15 protein-coding genes are annotated in these 16,760 nt (G+C 42.1%); 13 read left to right on the forward strand and 2 right to left on the reverse strand.

Going from position 1 to position 16,760, the window contains the following annotated elements:
* Positions 1–109: 109 nt before the first annotated feature.
* The 5 genes from R2B72_RS03670 (at position 110) to R2B72_RS03690 (ending at position 3,401) form a co-directional block, all read left to right on the forward strand.
* Entirely contained in the window at positions 110–808 is a 699-nt protein-coding gene (locus R2B72_RS03670) for an AIM24 family protein (RefSeq protein ID WP_318614890.1), read from the forward strand.
* Between the two features lie 135 nt (positions 809–943).
* The gene (locus R2B72_RS03675) at positions 944–2,119 is read left to right on the forward strand and encodes an aminotransferase class I/II-fold pyridoxal phosphate-dependent enzyme (protein ID WP_318614891.1); all 1,176 of its coding nucleotides are present in this window, start codon (positions 944–946) and stop codon (positions 2,117–2,119) included.
* Positions 2,120–2,345: 226 nt separating this feature from the next.
* Positions 2,346–2,711 (forward strand): DUF2089 domain-containing protein, encoded by a 366-nt coding sequence (locus tag R2B72_RS03680; RefSeq protein ID WP_318614892.1) that lies wholly within the window; start codon positions 2,346–2,348, stop codon positions 2,709–2,711.
* 12 nt (positions 2,712–2,723) lie between these two features.
* Entirely contained in the window at positions 2,724–3,110 is a 387-nt protein-coding gene (locus tag R2B72_RS03685; RefSeq protein WP_318614893.1) for a hypothetical protein, read from the forward strand.
* Positions 3,111–3,119: 9 nt separating this feature from the next.
* Positions 3,120–3,401 (forward strand): hypothetical protein, encoded by a 282-nt coding sequence (locus R2B72_RS03690; RefSeq protein ID WP_318614894.1) that lies wholly within the window; start codon positions 3,120–3,122, stop codon positions 3,399–3,401.
* 115 nt (positions 3,402–3,516) lie between these two features.
* Here the strand turns inward: R2B72_RS03690 and R2B72_RS03695 are convergent, their stop codons facing one another.
* Positions 3,517–4,758 (reverse strand): mechanosensitive ion channel family protein, encoded by a 1,242-nt coding sequence (locus tag R2B72_RS03695; RefSeq protein WP_318614895.1) that lies wholly within the window; start codon positions 4,756–4,758, stop codon positions 3,517–3,519.
* Between the two features lie 194 nt (positions 4,759–4,952).
* Between R2B72_RS03695 and R2B72_RS03700 the strand changes: the two genes are divergently transcribed.
* The 6 genes from R2B72_RS03700 to R2B72_RS03725 all read left to right on the forward strand — a co-directional run bounded on the left by R2B72_RS03700 (position 4,953) and on the right by R2B72_RS03725 (position 12,556).
* On the forward strand, positions 4,953–6,686 hold the full coding sequence (locus R2B72_RS03700) for an ABC transporter ATP-binding protein (RefSeq protein ID WP_318614897.1): 1,734 nt from the start codon (positions 4,953–4,955) through the stop codon (positions 6,684–6,686).
* A 171-nt stretch (positions 6,687–6,857) separates the two neighbouring features.
* Positions 6,858–6,980 carry an RAxF-45 family protein gene (locus R2B72_RS03705; RefSeq protein ID WP_318614899.1) on the forward strand — a complete coding sequence of 41 codons (123 nt, stop codon included), beginning with the start codon at positions 6,858–6,860 and terminating at the stop codon, positions 6,978–6,980.
* Positions 6,981–7,098: 118 nt separating this feature from the next.
* Positions 7,099–8,958 carry a ribosomal protection-like ABC-F family protein gene (gene abc-f, locus R2B72_RS03710; protein ID WP_318614900.1) on the forward strand — a complete coding sequence of 620 codons (1,860 nt, stop codon included), beginning with the start codon at positions 7,099–7,101 and terminating at the stop codon, positions 8,956–8,958.
* A gap of 324 nt (positions 8,959–9,282) precedes the next feature.
* Positions 9,283–9,597, forward strand: coding sequence for a hypothetical protein (locus R2B72_RS03715; RefSeq protein WP_318614901.1), 315 nt, complete (start codon positions 9,283–9,285; stop codon positions 9,595–9,597).
* 118 nt (positions 9,598–9,715) lie between these two features.
* On the forward strand, positions 9,716–10,285 hold the full coding sequence (locus R2B72_RS03720) for a TetR/AcrR family transcriptional regulator (RefSeq protein WP_318614903.1): 570 nt from the start codon (positions 9,716–9,718) through the stop codon (positions 10,283–10,285).
* 66 nt (positions 10,286–10,351) lie between these two features.
* Positions 10,352–12,556, forward strand: a complete 2,205-nt coding sequence (locus R2B72_RS03725) for a YhgE/Pip domain-containing protein (RefSeq protein ID WP_318614905.1) — start codon at positions 10,352–10,354, stop codon at positions 12,554–12,556.
* Between the two features lie 50 nt (positions 12,557–12,606).
* On the opposite strand, the gene R2B72_RS03730 is transcribed toward R2B72_RS03725, so the two are convergent.
* Positions 12,607–13,488 carry an SDR family oxidoreductase gene (locus tag R2B72_RS03730; protein WP_318614906.1) on the reverse strand — a complete coding sequence of 294 codons (882 nt, stop codon included), beginning with the start codon at positions 13,486–13,488 and terminating at the stop codon, positions 12,607–12,609.
* 322 nt (positions 13,489–13,810) lie between these two features.
* Between R2B72_RS03730 and R2B72_RS03735 the strand changes: the two genes are divergently transcribed.
* Both R2B72_RS03735 and R2B72_RS03740 read left to right on the forward strand, forming a co-directional pair.
* The gene (locus R2B72_RS03735; RefSeq protein WP_318614908.1) at positions 13,811–14,218 is read left to right on the forward strand and encodes a DUF1761 domain-containing protein; all 408 of its coding nucleotides are present in this window, start codon (positions 13,811–13,813) and stop codon (positions 14,216–14,218) included.
* A gap of 203 nt (positions 14,219–14,421) precedes the next feature.
* Positions 14,422–16,560: a beta-propeller domain-containing protein gene (locus tag R2B72_RS03740; protein WP_318614909.1), complete on the forward strand. Its 2,139-nt coding sequence runs from the start codon at positions 14,422–14,424 to the stop codon at positions 16,558–16,560.
* Positions 16,561–16,760: the final 200 nt, after the last annotated feature.

Here is a 16,760-nt window from a genome sequence, read left to right on the forward strand (position 1 = left end):
AATTAAACAAAGTCCGCCTCAAGTGCGGTAGCATACTTTGATTGTTGAATCCTTCTCCATACTCCAACGTATGTATAGACAGTACGAATCGCTGAAAGGGGAGATCTAGATGGGCAAGTATACGATTAACGAATTTATTAAACAGACAAAGCAGGATGAGCAAGTAAGAGAAAACTTTGAGCTGGAAACACCACGTATTTTGGAGGTCAATTTAACGGACTTAGTGTGGGCAAAAACCGGCTCGATGATTTCTTACACAGGTCAGATTAAATTTGAACGGGAAAGAATGCTGGAACACGGCGTGGGGATGATGTTCAAAAAAGCGCTGACGGGTGAAGGTACTTCATTGATGAAGGCGACAGGGAATGGTCGCTTGTACTTGGCGGACCAAGGGAAAAAGATTACGATTTTCGACTTGAATAATGAATCGATTACGGTCAACGGTAATGATCTGCTAGCATTTGAACCGAGTATCGAATGGGATATCAAACTGATGCGAAAAGTGGCAGGCATGATGTCGGGTGGATTGTTCAACGTGACATTGCGAGGCACGGGCAAAGTGGCTATCACCACTCACTTTGAGCCATTAACGCTACTTGTTCGTCCGGGAGAGCCCGTCATAACCGATCCAAATGCGACCGTTGCTTGGTCTGGGGACTTGACGCCAGAATTCCGCACAGATGTTAGTTTCCGGACATTCATAGGCCGTGGTAGTGGAGAATCCATTCAAATGGAGTTTAAGGGTGAGGGATTTGTCATCATTCAACCGTTTGAAGAAGTGTATGTGACGGGAAATAGTTCTTCTTAAAGAGCCCTGCGCATTTTAAGACACGATTTCTGCCTTGTTCTCTGGTGTGAACTCGTGTTTTTTTTACAATAATCGAACGGTTTATGATAAACTATTCCTTAAAAACAATTTCTCACAAACAAGGAGTGTTTACCATTGAAGATTGAACCGTCGTTAAAAATGTCTATTTTTGAACCTGCTATTTTTGGAGATTTAAAAATAGCCGCTGAAGCGAAAAGAGCGACTGGCGCTGACGTGGTTGATTTAAGTCTCGGAAGTCCAGACCTTCCTCCAGATGAAAAAGTGAGACAGGTTTTATCTGAACAAAGCGCCTTGGCGACTACATATGGCTATACACTGAGCGGAACAAAACGATTTAACGAAGCAGTGGCGAATTACTATAAACGACGTTCTGGCGTAACACTTAATCCCGACTCCGAAATCATTCAAACAATGGGGTCGCAAGAAGGACTCGTTCATTTACCCTTTGCTCTGTGCAATGAAGGGGATATCGTATTGACTACAAATCCAGCTTACGTCGCATACGATGCAGGCATTAAGCTTGCAGGTGCTGTTCCATATTACATGCCATTGCGTGCGGAAAATGGATTTCTACCTAATTTAGATGAAATACCGGAAGATGTCGCTCGAAAAGCGAAATTACTCATTTTGAATTTGCCAGGCAATCCTGTTCCTGCGTTGCCTGATGCAACATTTTTTGATAAGGTCGTGGCATTTGCTAAGAAGTACAATGTCCCTGTCCTTCATGACGCAGCTTATTCAGAATATTACTTTGCAGGTGACTCGCCGAGTAGTTTCTTATCAACACCTGGGGCAATGGAAGTCGGCATGGAAATCAATTCATTATCCAAGAGCTTTAGTTTAGCAGGCGCTCGTATCGCCTATATTGTCGGCAATGCAGAGTTGATTAGCATCATCAAACAGTTGAAATCGAATTTGGATTACGGGATATTTGGGCCGATTCAAGAAGCGGCAGTAACTGCACTTGACCATGCAGAAGAAATTACAGATCGGCTGCGCAAGGAGTTTTCCGCGCGTCACAAAGTGTTAATGAACGGGTTAGCTGATATTGGTTGGTCTGTCACGCCTTCAAATGGAGGTATGTTCGTGTGGGCGAAATATCCGTTTGACATTGACGACAGGGCATTCGTCTTCAAAGCGATTGAGCAATGCGGTGTTGTCATGGTTCCAGGAAGCATCTTTGGTACGGAAGGTGCTGGATTTGTGCGATTGGCACTTGTACAGAAAGTGGAGGAATTGCAAAAAGCAGTTGCTCAATTGAGTACATTAGAAATTTACGCAGTGAAGTGAAGTTAGGTTAGAAAGGACTTTTATGTTATCGTCCTCTCTAACCTTTTTGTATGGTTGAATTATGTGCGCCTATATAATTAATTTCATGCTAACGTTTGTTTACCGAATTCAATCGACGTATTAATAATATTAATTTCATTATAAATATTATTAAGTTTAGTTGTTGATTTTATTGATTCTATGTTATATGATGAATACAAATGAGAGGAGGAGACTAAAGTTTATCATGGCCTATCCAGTTATTAGTCATTGTCCTGTCTGTAGCGAAACACTAAAAATTACCAAGCTACGTTGTTCATCTTGTCACACAACCATTGAAAATGAATTCGAATTGTCAAAATTGGCATCTCTATCGAGTGATCAACTTCACTTTGTTGAGGTATTTCTAACGTGTAGAGGAAATATTAAGGAAGTTGAAAAGGAACTTGGAATTTCCTATCCAACGGTACGTGGCAAATTGAATGATGTTGTGAGCTCCCTTGGTTACGAAATAAAGAAGAAAAATGAAGTAGATGAGAAAAAGGTTGTTGCAATGTTAGAAAGCGGAGAAATAACTCCGGAAGAAGCCATTAAGCTATTAAAAGACGAATAGGAGGAATTAACTTTGAGTACAGAAATTGAGAAAATCATAACGATGGTACAAGATGGGAAAGTGGATGCGGCGAAAGCATCAGAACTTATCCAAGTATTAAAAGATCGAGAATCTGGTAGTAATGTGTCTGCTAAATCTCCTATCTATGCGGATAAAACATTGAAGGTACGTGTTGTATCAGCAGACAATGATAATGTGACTGTCAATTTGCCAATCAAACTTGTAAAGGTTGTATTGTTAGCGGGGCATAGCATCGCTGCAAGTATCCCTCAATCGGAAAAGTATGTGAAGGACCTCGATATCAGTTTAATTTTGGATGCCATAGAACATGAATTAGACGGACAAATTATTGATGTCAAGTCTGCGAATGGCGATACTGTTTCAGTTACGATTGAATAGGGTCTTCATATGCTAAAAGTAAAGGTGAGAACAGAATCGGTGCGGCTCACTATTCCAGTTCCTTATGTCATTCTTAACATAGGTATTTCTATCATTTCTTGGCAACTCACTACTAGACTTATTAACAAATGGGTCCAGGAATCTATGAAGGAAAAAGAACAAACATTTACGATGCCGCCCTTGAATAAAAAAGAACTCAAAAGTATTGTGAATGAACTGAAAAAGCATAAAGGGCTTTTGCTAGTCGATGTCAAAGATAAGGATGGGACGGAAGTTGTGATTAAGTTATGAGTTTCTTAATGTCCTCAAGCTTTATTTATGAACATTTCTTGCTGATTCGGGTGCAGTAGCTAAAATTCAACAAAATCGCCCTATAAAAAAATGAGCGAGGGGATCTATAAACAAATCACCTCGCTATTCGTTGGTTATCCAATTTAAAATCACTGCCTGCCGGACTTTGGAAAATACGGAGGCCGAATTGTCCAGCGACAGCAAAAAGATGGTCGAATATATCGGCTTGGATAGCCTCGTAGATTGTCCATTGCGTGCTATTCGTAAATGCATAAATTTCAATCGGGAGTCCATGCTCGCCAGGGGCTAACTGGCGTACCATTAACGTCATTTCTTTATTAATCCCCGAATGCCGTTGGATATATTGGTTAATATATGCCCGAAAAACGCCAATATTGGTCAACGCCCTTCCGTTTACAATATTACTGCGATCAATTTCATTTACTCGATTATACTCCTCAATTTCTCGCTCTCGTTCAGTCATATAGTCCTTTAAAATATCGATTTCTCTACAATGCTCAATCATTTCTTTTGAACAAAATGCAATGCTGGACACATCCATATACAATGCACGCTTTATGCGCCTCCCGCCCGCCTCCTGCATTCCCCGCCAATTAATGAACGAGTCAGAAATGAGTGCGTAACTTGGAATCATCGTAATAGTTCGGTCAAAGTTTTGCACCATCACGGTATTTAAAGAAATATCAATGACATCCCCATTGGCACCGTATTTTGGCATTTCAATCCAATCACCCATACGCACCATATCTGTGGACGATAACTGAACGCCCGCGACAAGACCCAATATCGAATCTTTAAAAATTAACATAAATACTGCCGAAAGTGCTCCGATTCCACTCAGTAAAATAATTGGACTTTGCCCAACTAAATTGGCAATGATTAAAATAACTCCAATCGTCACAACAACAATTTTGGCAACTTGTATATAGCCTTTAATCGGTTTTGTTTTGGCAATTTCATATGTTTGATAAATATCATTAAAGATGCTTAACAAACGATTAGTAACACTCAAGGCTACAATCATAATGTATGTGAGTGCCAACGTTTCAATCAACTTTTGATAGGTCGGAAATGTTTCTGCAAATGTATAAATAATCGTTGCAGGCACAAAATGTGATAATTTCCGAAATACCTTTCGCTCCAACAAAAGATGTCCCCATGTAAGTTGATGTTTACGTATAAGATGTGTGATAAAACGAATAATCACTTTTTGTGTAATAAAATTTGCGATGACGCAAAGCAATATAATAAGTGTAATTAAAATAGTAAATGCCAGTAGATCTATCCATCCTGTTTCTACCCCGTATACTAAAAGTTGCTTACGAATAATACTCATATAACTCCCCTTTCCAATCGATGATTGGGAATTGCACCTAATGTAAAGCAGAATGAAGCCGTACCTGCACTCGCCTGAAGTAGTAACCAACCTTGTTCGGATTACAGGGTTGATTGTTCTATTATGAAATTGATTGATACATCTATTATGATAAACTTATCAAAAAAAGATTCAAGGGATTGGAGTTATGCACAATGGAAAAAAAACAAGTCGGATTGAAGCCGTTTTTCTCTCTTATTTTATCCACAGGAATTCCGAAGCTAGCTTTAGCTGTTGGTTTAACTGCGGGCGTGCTGACGACGCTTGCAGGTTTGGTTGTTCCGCTGTTAACGAAAAATCTTGTGGATGGCTTTTCGGTCGCTTCGCTAAGTGTCCCGATTATGATTGCAATCGGGGTGGCGTTTATTCTCCAAGCAGTAATTGATGGGGTATCCATTTATTTACTGAGTTATGTGGGACAAAAAGTAGTAGCTAGGTTGCGTGAGAAAATGTGGACCAAGCTCATTCGTTTGCCAGTCAGCCATTTCGATAAAGAATCGAGCGGTGAAACGGTGAGCCGCGTTGTCAATGATACGGGAATCGTTAAAGAATTGATCACCCAACACTTTCCTCAATTCATTACCGGAATCATTTCGATTATCGGTGCGGTCATTATTTTACTTGTAATGGACTGGAAGATGACGCTCATTATGCTCATTTCAGTGCCAATTACAGTAGCTATTATGGTGCCACTTGGGACTAGAATGGCAAAGATTTCACGCGGCTTGCAAGATGAAACAGCTGTGTTTACGGGTAATATTCAACAAACACTCGGTGAAATTCGTTTAATGAAAGCTTCTAATGCTGAACTGAATGAAGAAGCGAGTGGTAAAGCGGGCATTGAAAAATTACTTAAGTTTGGTTTGAAGGAAGCGCGTATAACTGCATTAATTGCCCCTTTTATGTACTTGGTGGTTATGGTTGTGATCGTCATGATTATCGGTTATGGCGGTATGCGTGTTGCGAGCGGCACGATGTCAACGGGGGAACTTGTTGCATTCCTGCTATACCTTTTCCAAATCATTTTCCCGATTACATCCTTTGCAATGTTCTTTACGCAGTTGCAGAAAGCAAAAGGGGCAACAGAGCGTATTATCGACATTTTAGAACTGCCATTGGAAGAAGGGCAGGACGGTTTGGCGATGGATATTGCGGGAAAATCTGTTCAAGTTGTGGATGTATCGTTTGCTTATGAAGAAGATGAACCTGTCATTGGCAATGTGTCCTTTGAAGCACAGCCTGGTGAAATGATTGCCTTTGCTGGGCCAAGTGGTGGAGGAAAAACGACGATGTTCGGGTTACTGGAACGTTTTTATGAACCGACGGATGGTGAAATTCGAATTGGCGGCACACCTATTAAAGAGCTGTCGATGGCATCGTGGCGCAGTCAAATTGGTTATGTTTCACAAGAAAGTGCCATGATGGCAGGAACAATTCGTGAAAATTTATGCTACGGTTTAGACAATAGTGCAACTATTTCAGATGAACGGCTGTGGGAAGTGACTGAAATGGCTTATGCTGACGAATTTATTAAGAGCTTTACGAAAGGCTTGGACACCGAAGTTGGCGAGCGAGGCGTTAAACTTTCGGGAGGGCAAAGGCAGCGTATTGCCATTGCCAGAGCGTTTTTACGAGATCCCAAAATATTAATGATGGACGAAGCAACGGCTAGTCTCGATAGTCAATCGGAAGGCGTCGTGCAAGATGCACTGATACGCTTAATGGAAGGGCGCACAACATTTGTCATTGCCCACAGATTATCAACAATTGTCGATGCGGATAAAATTATTTTCATCGAGAACGGACAGGTAACGGGCAGTGGGACGCATCAGGAATTGACGCAATCACATGCATTGTATCGTGAGTTTGCAGAGCAACAATTGGCGTAGGGATACCGAGTTGGAATATTTTTTACGAACCACCCTTTGCTTTTTACGGCGCAGGGTGGTTTTCTGTAATAAAAAAGATAGCCCATCCTACAGTTAAGGTATTAACAATTCTTGCAGCAAAAATCAGTACATGTTAAACTATTCTCATTAGTAGTGAAACGGAGGTGAGGAATGATGTTAGATACTGTGTATGCACGTGAAAGTTTGTTGGAATATTTAGCTACTTCATGTGCGATTACGCATGAAATTACGCCTAACGGGATACGTCTGTCCTTTTTTAGCCAATTTCAGTAATCACACAGCTGTTTAGCATTTATTCCTTACGATACATTTTTAAGGGGAAAGATCGCTGAAAAGCGGTCTTTTTGTGTTGCTTCCAGCTGTGACCACAGAACGAGGGGAAGCGGAAAATATGATCTGTACAATACAACAAATTAGCAAAATGCTTGGTGGCAATATGATATTTGAAAATCTTTCATTAGATATAAAAACGGGAGATAAATTAGGGGTTGTTGGACGCAATGGTAGCGGGAAAACAACATTATTTAAGCTCATTGCAGGAGCGGAGCGACCAGATAACGGTGCGCTACATTTTAAAAAGGGAACGAAAATCGGCTACTTAGCCCAAATTCCTTCATTCAATAAAGAAACGACGGGCTACGATGTACTAAATAGTGCATTTGAAGAACTAAAGGCTATGCAGGCCAAGATGGCTCAGATGGAAGTAAAGCTTGCCGATCCTCAACAGGATGACATGGAAAAGTTACTTCAATTGTATGGAGATTTACAAGAAGAGTTTGCGCGTCGTGACGGCTATGCCATCGATTCGGAAATCGACAAGGTCATCAATGGCCTGCAATTACAAACATTTGTTGGGCGGTCTTTTGGACAATTAAGTGGTGGTGAACAAACAAAGATTATGCTCGGCAAGCTGTTATTGACGAAGCCCGATTTACTGTTATTAGATGAACCGACAAATCACTTGGATTTATTTGCAGTGGAGTGGTTGGAAGAATATTTAAGAGACTACGCTGGGACAGTTGTTATCGTTTCGCATGACCGCTACTTCTTGGATTGTGTCGTGACGAAGGTTGCGGATCTGGAAGAGGGAGAGCTTCATCTTTATTACGGGAATTACTCTGCTTTTATTCTCGAAAAGGAACAGCGGCTAATGCGAGAATTTCAAGATTATGAAGAGCAGCAAAAGAAGATTAAGAAGATGAGAGAAGCTATTAAGCGACTACGTCTGTGGGCGAATGAGGCCAATCCACCGAATGCGGCATTGCATCGCCGAGCGCGCAATATGGAACGAGCGTTGGAGCGGATGGAGAAGGTACGGAAACCGCTAATAGATCCGAAGAAGATGTCCTTGTCGTTTGAAGCTGCTCCACGTAGTGGCAAGGAAGTGGTTGTCATGGAGGGCATCACGAAAGCATTCGGGCAACGGCGGTTATTGAAGGAAGCAGACTTACATGTGTATTGGAAGGATCGCACGGCGATTGTTGGCCGCAACGGTAGCGGGAAATCGACGATTTTGAAGATTTTATTAGGGGAATTGCAAGTGGATGGTGGGCTCAGTAAATTGGGGAGCAATGTGAAAGTAGGATTCTTGTCACAGCATTTTGAAATTGCAGATCCTAAAGCTCGTCTTATTGATGTTTTTCGGGCAGACGTCCAAGTGGCGGAAGGTGAATCGCGTCATCTGTTAGCAAAATTCATGTTTTACGGACCAGATGTATTCAAGCGCATTGGGGATTTAAGTGGTGGGGAACGGATGCGGCTTCGTTTAGCACAGCTCATGCACCAAGATATCAATTGCCTTGTGTTGGATGAACCAACGAATCATCTGGATATTGAATCGCGCGAGGTGCTCGAAGAAGCGTTGGAGGATTTCACAGGTACCATCATTGCGGTTTCACATGACCGTTACTTTTTGAATAAATTATTCACGCGCACAGCCTGGTTGGAAAACGGCGTGATTACGACGTTTGATGGACCGTATAACTGGGCACGTGACAAATGGCAGGAGCTTCAAAGTCGGAAGATGGTTGAGGTAGTGTCACCTGTAGTGGTGACGAAGCCTGTGAAAGAATCAAAGACCATTAATGTGGAAGAAGAAATTGCGAAGCTTGAGCTTGCCATCACTTCATTGGAAAAGGATATGGAATGTGAAACGGATTGGGAGAAGTATGAATCGTTCACGAAGGAAGTGGCTAGTTTGAAAGAGCAACTGGCGTCTTATTATGATCTGTGGATGAGTGAAGTGGAATAAATGTTGTGCCTGGCGAGGGAGAGATCCCTTTCCAGGCACTTTTTGATTCATAAACAAGAGAGGGCTGCGCCAATTCAGTGAGTCGAAGGTCCTGAAATGACAATAACTCTGTTCAATTGATCGATAACACTCCGCAAATGAACGATAACTTTGTTGAATTGATTGATAACGGCTTTGAATTGATCGATAACTTGCCGCAATTGATCGATAACTTTCTTTCCGAACAACCTTGTGAGGTTATTTCCAAATAATGAAACTTATACCTTGGTAATATCGTTTTAAATAGTAGGGATGTTTAGTGAAAAATAGAAAGGGGAAGTAAAAATGATGGGTTGGTTGAATGTTGGTAGTCTCGTGCTTGGACTAATTGCGTGGATACTGCCAGTTGTGAGTCTCATGCGATATATACAAGGTGGGCATAAGAATTGGGCTGCATTTTCTGTTATGAGCGTCAGTGCCTGTGCAATTTCGCTATATTTCCAGATTGTTTATAATCACCACCTAGTCACGATTGGGGATTGGAGTGCTCTTATGGATACAACGGGCGCTCTGGTAAAAGTCGGTGCAGTTCTTCTCATCGTTACGATTGTATTAAATACAGCGACGTTAGTTATGTATCGTGACAGAAAGGTAAAGTAAGATGCTGACTGCCAAATAAAAAACTTGCATAATTCCACCACCCGGTGTAATATAATGACTGTATGACCGAAATGGTATTTAGGTCAATTAGCTAATCCCTTCAAAGTGAGGTGGAGAAATGGATCGTAGGCAGGAAATTTTAGAGGCGGCGGCAAAGTCATTTTCGCTTTTCGGCTACAAGGCGACAACGATGGATCAAGTGGCCAAGATTGCCAACGTTGGTAAAGGAACCATCTACACGTTTTTTGCTAACAAAGAAGAGCTGTTCAATGCGATTGTTGTGAACATGATTCAGGAGATGCGGGCGGAAGCAGATTCAGTTGCTGTTGAAGGTGCACCTTTTGAACAAAATGCACATGCTAGGTTAATGCGCATGCTCCAATTCCGTGAAACGCATCAATTGTATGCCATGCTTGTCGATGAAGAGAAAGAACTTCGGACACCAGCAGTCATAGAAGTGTTGGAAACGATCGAAAAAGAAATCGTTTCTTATATTAAATTCAAGATTGAAAAAGCGGTCGCTAAAGGTGAGCTGAAGCCTTGTGACAGTGAGCTGGTCGCTTATCTGTTATTTAAAGCGTACATGGCACTTGTGGCCGATTGGGGAAAAACTCATGATACGGAGCTTGAAGAACAGCGTATTGTTGCGTTATTGAGTGGGACAATTTTCAAAAGTCTCTTAGTCTGAGACTTGTTTTTTTGTTTAAAATTGACCATTTGAGGAAAGTGGTCAACTAGTTCTAGAGGAGTGTGTATGGTGAAGAAAACGATGACTTGGGCGGAGTGGAAACAGCTACTACGTTCGAAGAAAATGATGATACCCATGATTGCTATTTTGTTTATCCCGGTTTTGTATGCGGGAATGTTTCTGTGGGCATTTTGGAATCCCTATGCCAATATGAAGGATTTGCCCGTTGCGATTGTAGATTTAGACAAAGGAGCGGAAATGGATGGCGAGCAGCTGGCTTTAGGGCGAGAGTTGGCTGATAAATTAATGGATAGTAAGCAGTTTGATTTCCAAAGGGTCTCGAAAGCCGTTGCAGAAAAAGGACTTGAAAGTCAAGATTATTATGTAGTTATTGAAATCCCGGAAAATTTCTCGGAGCATGCTACGACATTGCTAGATGACGAACCGGAGAAGTTAACGATGATTTACAAACCAAACGAAGGATTCAACTTCTTATCCGGCCAAATTGGCGAGACGGCAATGGACCGGATTCGTGCAGAAGTAAACGAGAAAGTCGCTTCAACGTATGCGGAAAAGTTATTTGATTCCATTAAGGAATTGGGTGATGGTTTTGGTGAGGCGGCTGACGGCGCAGGGAAATTGCATGACGGTGCTACAAAATTAGTAGATGGCGCAGACGAATTGAAAGGTTATCTTGAAACATTGGCGGGTAGCACCATTACGCTGGCAGATGGGTCTGATAAAATTGCCCAAGGAGCAAGCGATGCTACTACGGGTGCCGTTGAGTTGAATAAAGGGCTAGGTACTTTATCGCAAGGCTCGACAGAACTGCTTGCAGGGGCACAACAAGCTTCAGCTGGCGCTGATGGATTGAAAGAGGGCCTTGCAAACTATACAGCTGGTGTTGACCAACTAACAACAAGTTATGGACAAATTGGTCAGAAAGAACAGGAGTTTAACAAGGCAGTAGGTACGTTGAATGAAAAATCACAGCAACTCAATGGGGCGGCAGGTCAATTAACGGGAGCAGCGGCTAATGTAGCAACTGGACTTGAAGAACTGTCTACACAACTTGGTCCTATTTTGGCGGAACTTCCAGCTGAGCAGCAAACAGCGATTGGGGAAGTACTTGGTCAATTGAAACAAGGGAGTGCCCAACTTTCTAGCGGTATGCAAGAGTTATCTGCTGGAACTGCAGCCTTAACAGAGGGGACTACCAATCTAAACGGTGCTGCTAGTCAACTTGCTGGCGCACATAGTAAGGCGCTCGCAGGACTCGAAAAACTAAACGGTTCTTCTCCACAGCTTCTCGAAGGGGCGAATGCCCTGGCGGAGGGAAATGAAAATCTTGTATCGGGCGTAGCGCAATTAGCGGAAGGTGTATCGGCCGCACAACAAGGTTCGTCTGATTTAGCGTCAGGCCTTGCTTCATTAACAGAAGGAACAGGGACATTGAAAGAGGGAACGGATACACTGGCATCGAAATCACAAGAACTTGCAGAAGGCTCTGTCACACTGGCTGACGGTTTGGTGGAGTTGGATGAAGGAACAGTGACGCTGCAAGAAAAACTAGCAGAAGCGAATGAAACTGCAAGTGAAGTTAATCCGACAGACAAAACATATAGCATGGTAGGTTCACCAGTTAATGTCGAGAAAGAAGGTATTAACCTTGTGCCGAACTATGGAACAGGATTTGCGCCGTATTTCCTGTCAATGGGGTTATTCATTGGTGCCTTGCTGCTGTCTATCGTCTTCCCGCTTGTCGAGCCGGCGATCAAACCAACAGGTGCATTCAGATGGTTCGCCAGTAAAGTATCGGTACTCGCTATCGTAGGCTTATTGCAGGCACTTATCGCAGTAGGTGTCGTGAAATTCGCACTTGGAATGGAAACCATTAACACGCCGCTATTTGTACTAACGGCGATTATCACAAGCTACACATTCATCGCGCTTGTCCAACTATGCGTATCCATATTAGGAGATGCAGGACGTTTCGTCGCGATTATCATTCTTATTTTGCAGTTAACAACGAGCGCAGGGACATTCCCACTTGAATTAATTCCAGTGCCACTGCAAATCTTCAACACAGTATTGCCGATGACCTACTCCGTGCAAGCTTTCAAAGGTGCCATCTCCACGGGTAACCTGTCGTTTGTTTGGATGAACAACGGTATCCTGATTGGATTCATGGTTGCATGTCTGGCCATTACATTTGGTTACTTCGCACTTCTATATACGAGAAGATATTCGAAGAACACAGTAGAAGCGTAAAATGGAAAGCCCCTGACAGCATGGAATTTTTGCTGTCAGGGGCTTTTACGTTATGAACCTACAAAACCACCGCCATTGACGTGGATCGTTTGACCGGTCATGTAACTGGAATCACAGGAAGCCAGAAATACATAAGCGGGCGCGTTTTCTGCAGGTTGACCACGGCGTTTCATGGGTGTGTCGGCTCCGTGCTGTTTGACTTTCTTCTTATCAAATGATGCTGGAATTAGCGGTGTCCAAATGGGACCAGGCGCGACAGCATTGACGCGGATCCCTTTTCCTGCCAAGTTCAGTGCGAGCGAACGAGTAAATGTCGTGATTGCTCCTTTTGTTGCGGAGTAATCCATCAAATCTGCCGAACCGTTATAGGCTGTAACAGACGAGGTGTTGATGATGGCGTCACCATCCGTCATATGTTGTAAAGCGGCTTTCGTTAAATAAAATAAGCCGAAGAAATTCGTGTCGAACGTCTCGCGTAATTGATCCGCTGAAATGGACAAGATATCGTCTTGTGGAAATTGTTTTCCGGCATTGTTAACGAGGATATTCAAACCGCCGAATTCATTGACCACTTCATCAATCAGTTGCTCGCAATGTTCTTCTTCACTAATATCAACCCGAACTTTCCGTGCTTTTCCACCGTAGGATTCGATGAGTTCCACGGTTTTATTTGCATCGATATCCTCTTGCTCGCCTAGATATGCAATTGCTACGTTCGCACCTTCCTTGGCAAAAGCCACCGCGACTGCCCGCCCGATACCGCTATCTCCGCCTGTAATTAAAGCGGTTTTACCTTTTAATTTACCTGACCCTTTATAATCCTTATCATCATAAATGGGTGCTGGATTCATTTCGGCTTCAACACCAGGTTGCTGGTCCTGCGTTTGTCCCTGAACGTTGTCATCCATCTTGTCATATTGATCTTTCATCAAGTCATTTCCTCCTAGACAATTCACGTATAAAGAAATCATTCCCTCACGTTGAATGAATTAAACGAAAAATGCTAAGAAGGCAAAATTACAGCTTCAGTTACTGCTCATCTCACTCTTGGAGAAAGTCCAATCCATATTGAATTTATATTTTTTTCATTTGAATAAATCCTGCTTGCGTTTTTTGCTTTGCAAGTTAATGCTATAAAAAATAAGTCGAATTCTCCTAGAACATGCTATTGTGTATATAAGCATAAATGAAAATATAGCTCAACTAAGCACGATAGCTTTAGCTATTGATCCTAAATAGATTGGAGGGAATTACATGTTAATTGATTTACATGAACTAAATTACATTGCGATTATTGCTGGTGGATTGTTGTACATGATTTATGGAGCAATCTATTATTCGATCATTCTAGGGAATAAAAAAGAAGGAAATCTTGACCCTCAGGATAAGGGTCATCAGAGCAGAGGTTCTTTAAAATATGGTGTCTCAGTTATCGTCGCATTTATTAGTTCAATTTTTGTTGCCATACTCGTCCAAGCCACTGGCTCTGCAAGTTTATTAGAAGGCGCGGTGATAGGAATCATAATAGGTATACTTATTTCAATCGTATATTTGAAAAATGCATTATTTGGACTTTTGACGAAAAAAACACTTGTGATAGCGATCGGAGACCATCTTATCATTTTTACGTTACTAGGAGCGTTACACGGTCTATTGCTATAAAACAAGCAACCCCAATTCAAAGTAATCATTGATTCAAACAAAAAAGTGTAGCATCTTCTTTTATCTCGGTTGAGAAAGGAGTTTTGCTACATTTTTTATTCAATAAATCCAACCTTTCAGAAAATAATTCCTTTTTTCGTGTAACCAAATCAATTCATTACAGTCTAATGAGGTAATACACGAAAAGGAAAGGGTTGGTCAATTTGAAAAAATCGACGATTGGGTTCATCGCGGCTGTTTTCATTACCGTAGGTGCAATTGCTTCTTCTACTGTCATCCATCAAGGGGAAGTTAGGGCAGCGACTAGCGCAGTTGCTAATCAAGGATGGAGCAAAGATTTCATCCAGCCTGTAAAAATAGGAGATCTCTTTGTCACCAATGACCAAGGTAAGCAGGTGACTGCTACCATTACGCTTGGTAATGAGGGAAAGACGGCTCATGTAAATGGCATTGAAGCGGGATCCTATACACTGCATGTGAAGCCGAGGGTAGTGAGTGGTAAGCGTCACGGCGCGCATGCATTCAAGTTCACAGTGGAGGAAGTACTTACACCCGTTTCCTCTGCCAAGGAGTTGATTGCGTATTTCGAGCAAGCGAAGGCTATGCAACAACCTCGTCTTGGCATTATGACGGACATGGTTACTGAGGAATCAGCAATGGCTGATTCTACGTCGAATAAATCAAGCGGCTCCTCTGATTATTCGACGACGAACAACCAAGTTGAAGGGGTCGATGAAGCAGATATTGTCAAAACGGATGGCGATTTTATTTACGCAGTAGTCGGTGATGGTAAAGTGTCGATTACAGATATCCGCAATCCAAAGAATATCGAACAAGCTGCGGCGATTAAAATGGAAGAAGGATTTTATCCATCTCAATTGTTCCTTCACGGTAAAACACTGGTCGTCCTTGGCGAGAAATATGAGCCATATCGGGAGGAACAGCAGGCAACCTCTAGTAAAAGGCTAATGCCTGTCAATAGCATGACAATGGTGCGGTTGTATGATGTCTCAAATCCGAAAAACCCATCGATGATCCGTGAAATTGGGGCGGAAGGCTATTTGAACGGTGCGCGAAAAGCGGGAGATATGCTGTACTTCATCACGAATGTCCGCCCATACTTTTGGATTATGGATACTTTCGATGGAGATATCTTACGCCCAAGCATGTACGATTCAAAAAGAAGTGCAGATGCTCAGCTACTAGATTACCGAGACATTGCGATTTTACCTGGTGCAGTAGAGCCGTCGTATTCAGTCATTACTGCTATCAATCTGTCATCACCAGCAACGAATAAGGTCGTCACTAAAGGCTATTTAGGTAGTAGTGAACAGTTGTATATGTCAGAGGACAATCTCTATCTCACTGCCACTGCTTATGATGATGTACCCACTTCCAATTCGAGTACTTCGGATATGATTATGTGGAATCCAGGCACTGCAAATACTGAACTATTTAAGTTTGCATTGAAAGGAACTGACGTGAAATTCCATAGTTCTACTGAGCTAAAGGGTCAATTGCTCAACCAGTTTTCGATGGATGAGCACAAAGGGTATTTCCGTGTAGTTATGACGGAAGGAAATACATGGGATGACAAAAATCCATCGAAAAATCATCTCTTTATTTTAGATGAAAACATGAAACTTACAGGCTCGGTTGAGGGGCTTGCCAAGGGTGAGCGTATCTATTCCGCGCGTTTTATGGGGGATAAGGCATACATGGTAACGTTCCGTGAAACGGATCCACTGTTTGTCATTGATGTAGCCAAACCTGCAGCTCCCAAGGTGCTTGGTGAACTGAAGATTCCAGGATTCAGTAATTATTTGCACCCACTTGATGATACTCATCTAATCGGATTCGGTTATGAAACAGTTGCCGAAAAGAATCCAAACGGCGGTGAGCCACGTATTTTGACGAAGGGCATGAAGATTTCACTATTCAATATTTCCGATTTTGCCAATCCGAAAGAACAGGATACGGAAATTATCGGTGGCCGAGGTACTTACTCGCCTATTCAATATGACCATAAGGCATTGTTCCAGCATAAAAACCGTAATTTGTACGGTTTCCCTGTTATGGTGTACGATGAAATCGGCAAAAAAGATTACATTGAGCTTCAAAGCTCGGGAGCACTCGTATACGAAATTACATCTGAAAAAGGAATTGTGTTGAAAGGCGATTTATTGACGAAGAATACGCAAGGAGAGCAATATTCAGATTGGGATAAGCAAATTCAGCGTATGTTGTATAGTAAAGATGAGCTGTATACAATTTCTATGAAGGAAATTAATAGTTATTCGTTAGATACATTTGGTACTTTGGGTGGCGTGAAGTTTGATTGAGTGGAAATGAAAAACGCGGTCCAGCACACTAATGCTGGATCGTTTTTTAGGTGAGATGAAATATTGGAGAATTTATTGGCCAGTTTGAGGGATTTATCAGCAAATTCAACGAAAACACCGTTATTCTAGCTACATGAAGTTATCCACTTGTTGATAACTTCATTCTTTGGATTTTACTCATTGTCATTTGTGGATTGCTT

It is taken from the genome of Sporosarcina sp. YIM B06819 (assembly GCF_033485175.1).
Taxonomy (GTDB): domain Bacteria; phylum Bacillota; class Bacilli; order Bacillales_A; family Planococcaceae; genus Sporosarcina.

Excerpts from the sequence above, each read along its gene's own strand:
- R2B72_RS03670 (WP_318614890.1), top strand. The coding sequence starts at position 110 with ATGGGCAAGTATACGATTAACGAATTTATTAAACAGACAAAGCAGGAT.
- R2B72_RS03680 (WP_318614892.1), top strand. The coding sequence starts at position 2,346 with ATGGCCTATCCAGTTATTAGTCATTGTCCTGTCTGTAGCGAAACACTA.
- R2B72_RS03690 (WP_318614894.1), top strand. The coding sequence starts at position 3,120 with ATGCTAAAAGTAAAGGTGAGAACAGAATCGGTGCGGCTCACTATTCCA.
- R2B72_RS03695 (WP_318614895.1), bottom strand. The coding sequence starts at position 4,758 with ATGAGTATTATTCGTAAGCAACTTTTAGTATACGGGGTAGAAACAGGA.
- R2B72_RS03700 (WP_318614897.1), top strand. The coding sequence starts at position 4,953 with ATGGAAAAAAAACAAGTCGGATTGAAGCCGTTTTTCTCTCTTATTTTA.
- R2B72_RS03705 (WP_318614899.1), top strand. The coding sequence starts at position 6,858 with ATGATGTTAGATACTGTGTATGCACGTGAAAGTTTGTTGGAATATTTA.
- abc-f (WP_318614900.1), top strand. The coding sequence starts at position 7,099 with ATGATCTGTACAATACAACAAATTAGCAAAATGCTTGGTGGCAATATG.
- R2B72_RS03715 (WP_318614901.1), top strand. The coding sequence starts at position 9,283 with ATGATGGGTTGGTTGAATGTTGGTAGTCTCGTGCTTGGACTAATTGCG.
- R2B72_RS03720 (WP_318614903.1), top strand. The coding sequence starts at position 9,716 with ATGGATCGTAGGCAGGAAATTTTAGAGGCGGCGGCAAAGTCATTTTCG.
- R2B72_RS03725 (WP_318614905.1), top strand. The coding sequence starts at position 10,352 with ATGGTGAAGAAAACGATGACTTGGGCGGAGTGGAAACAGCTACTACGT.
- R2B72_RS03735 (WP_318614908.1), top strand. The coding sequence starts at position 13,811 with ATGTTAATTGATTTACATGAACTAAATTACATTGCGATTATTGCTGGT.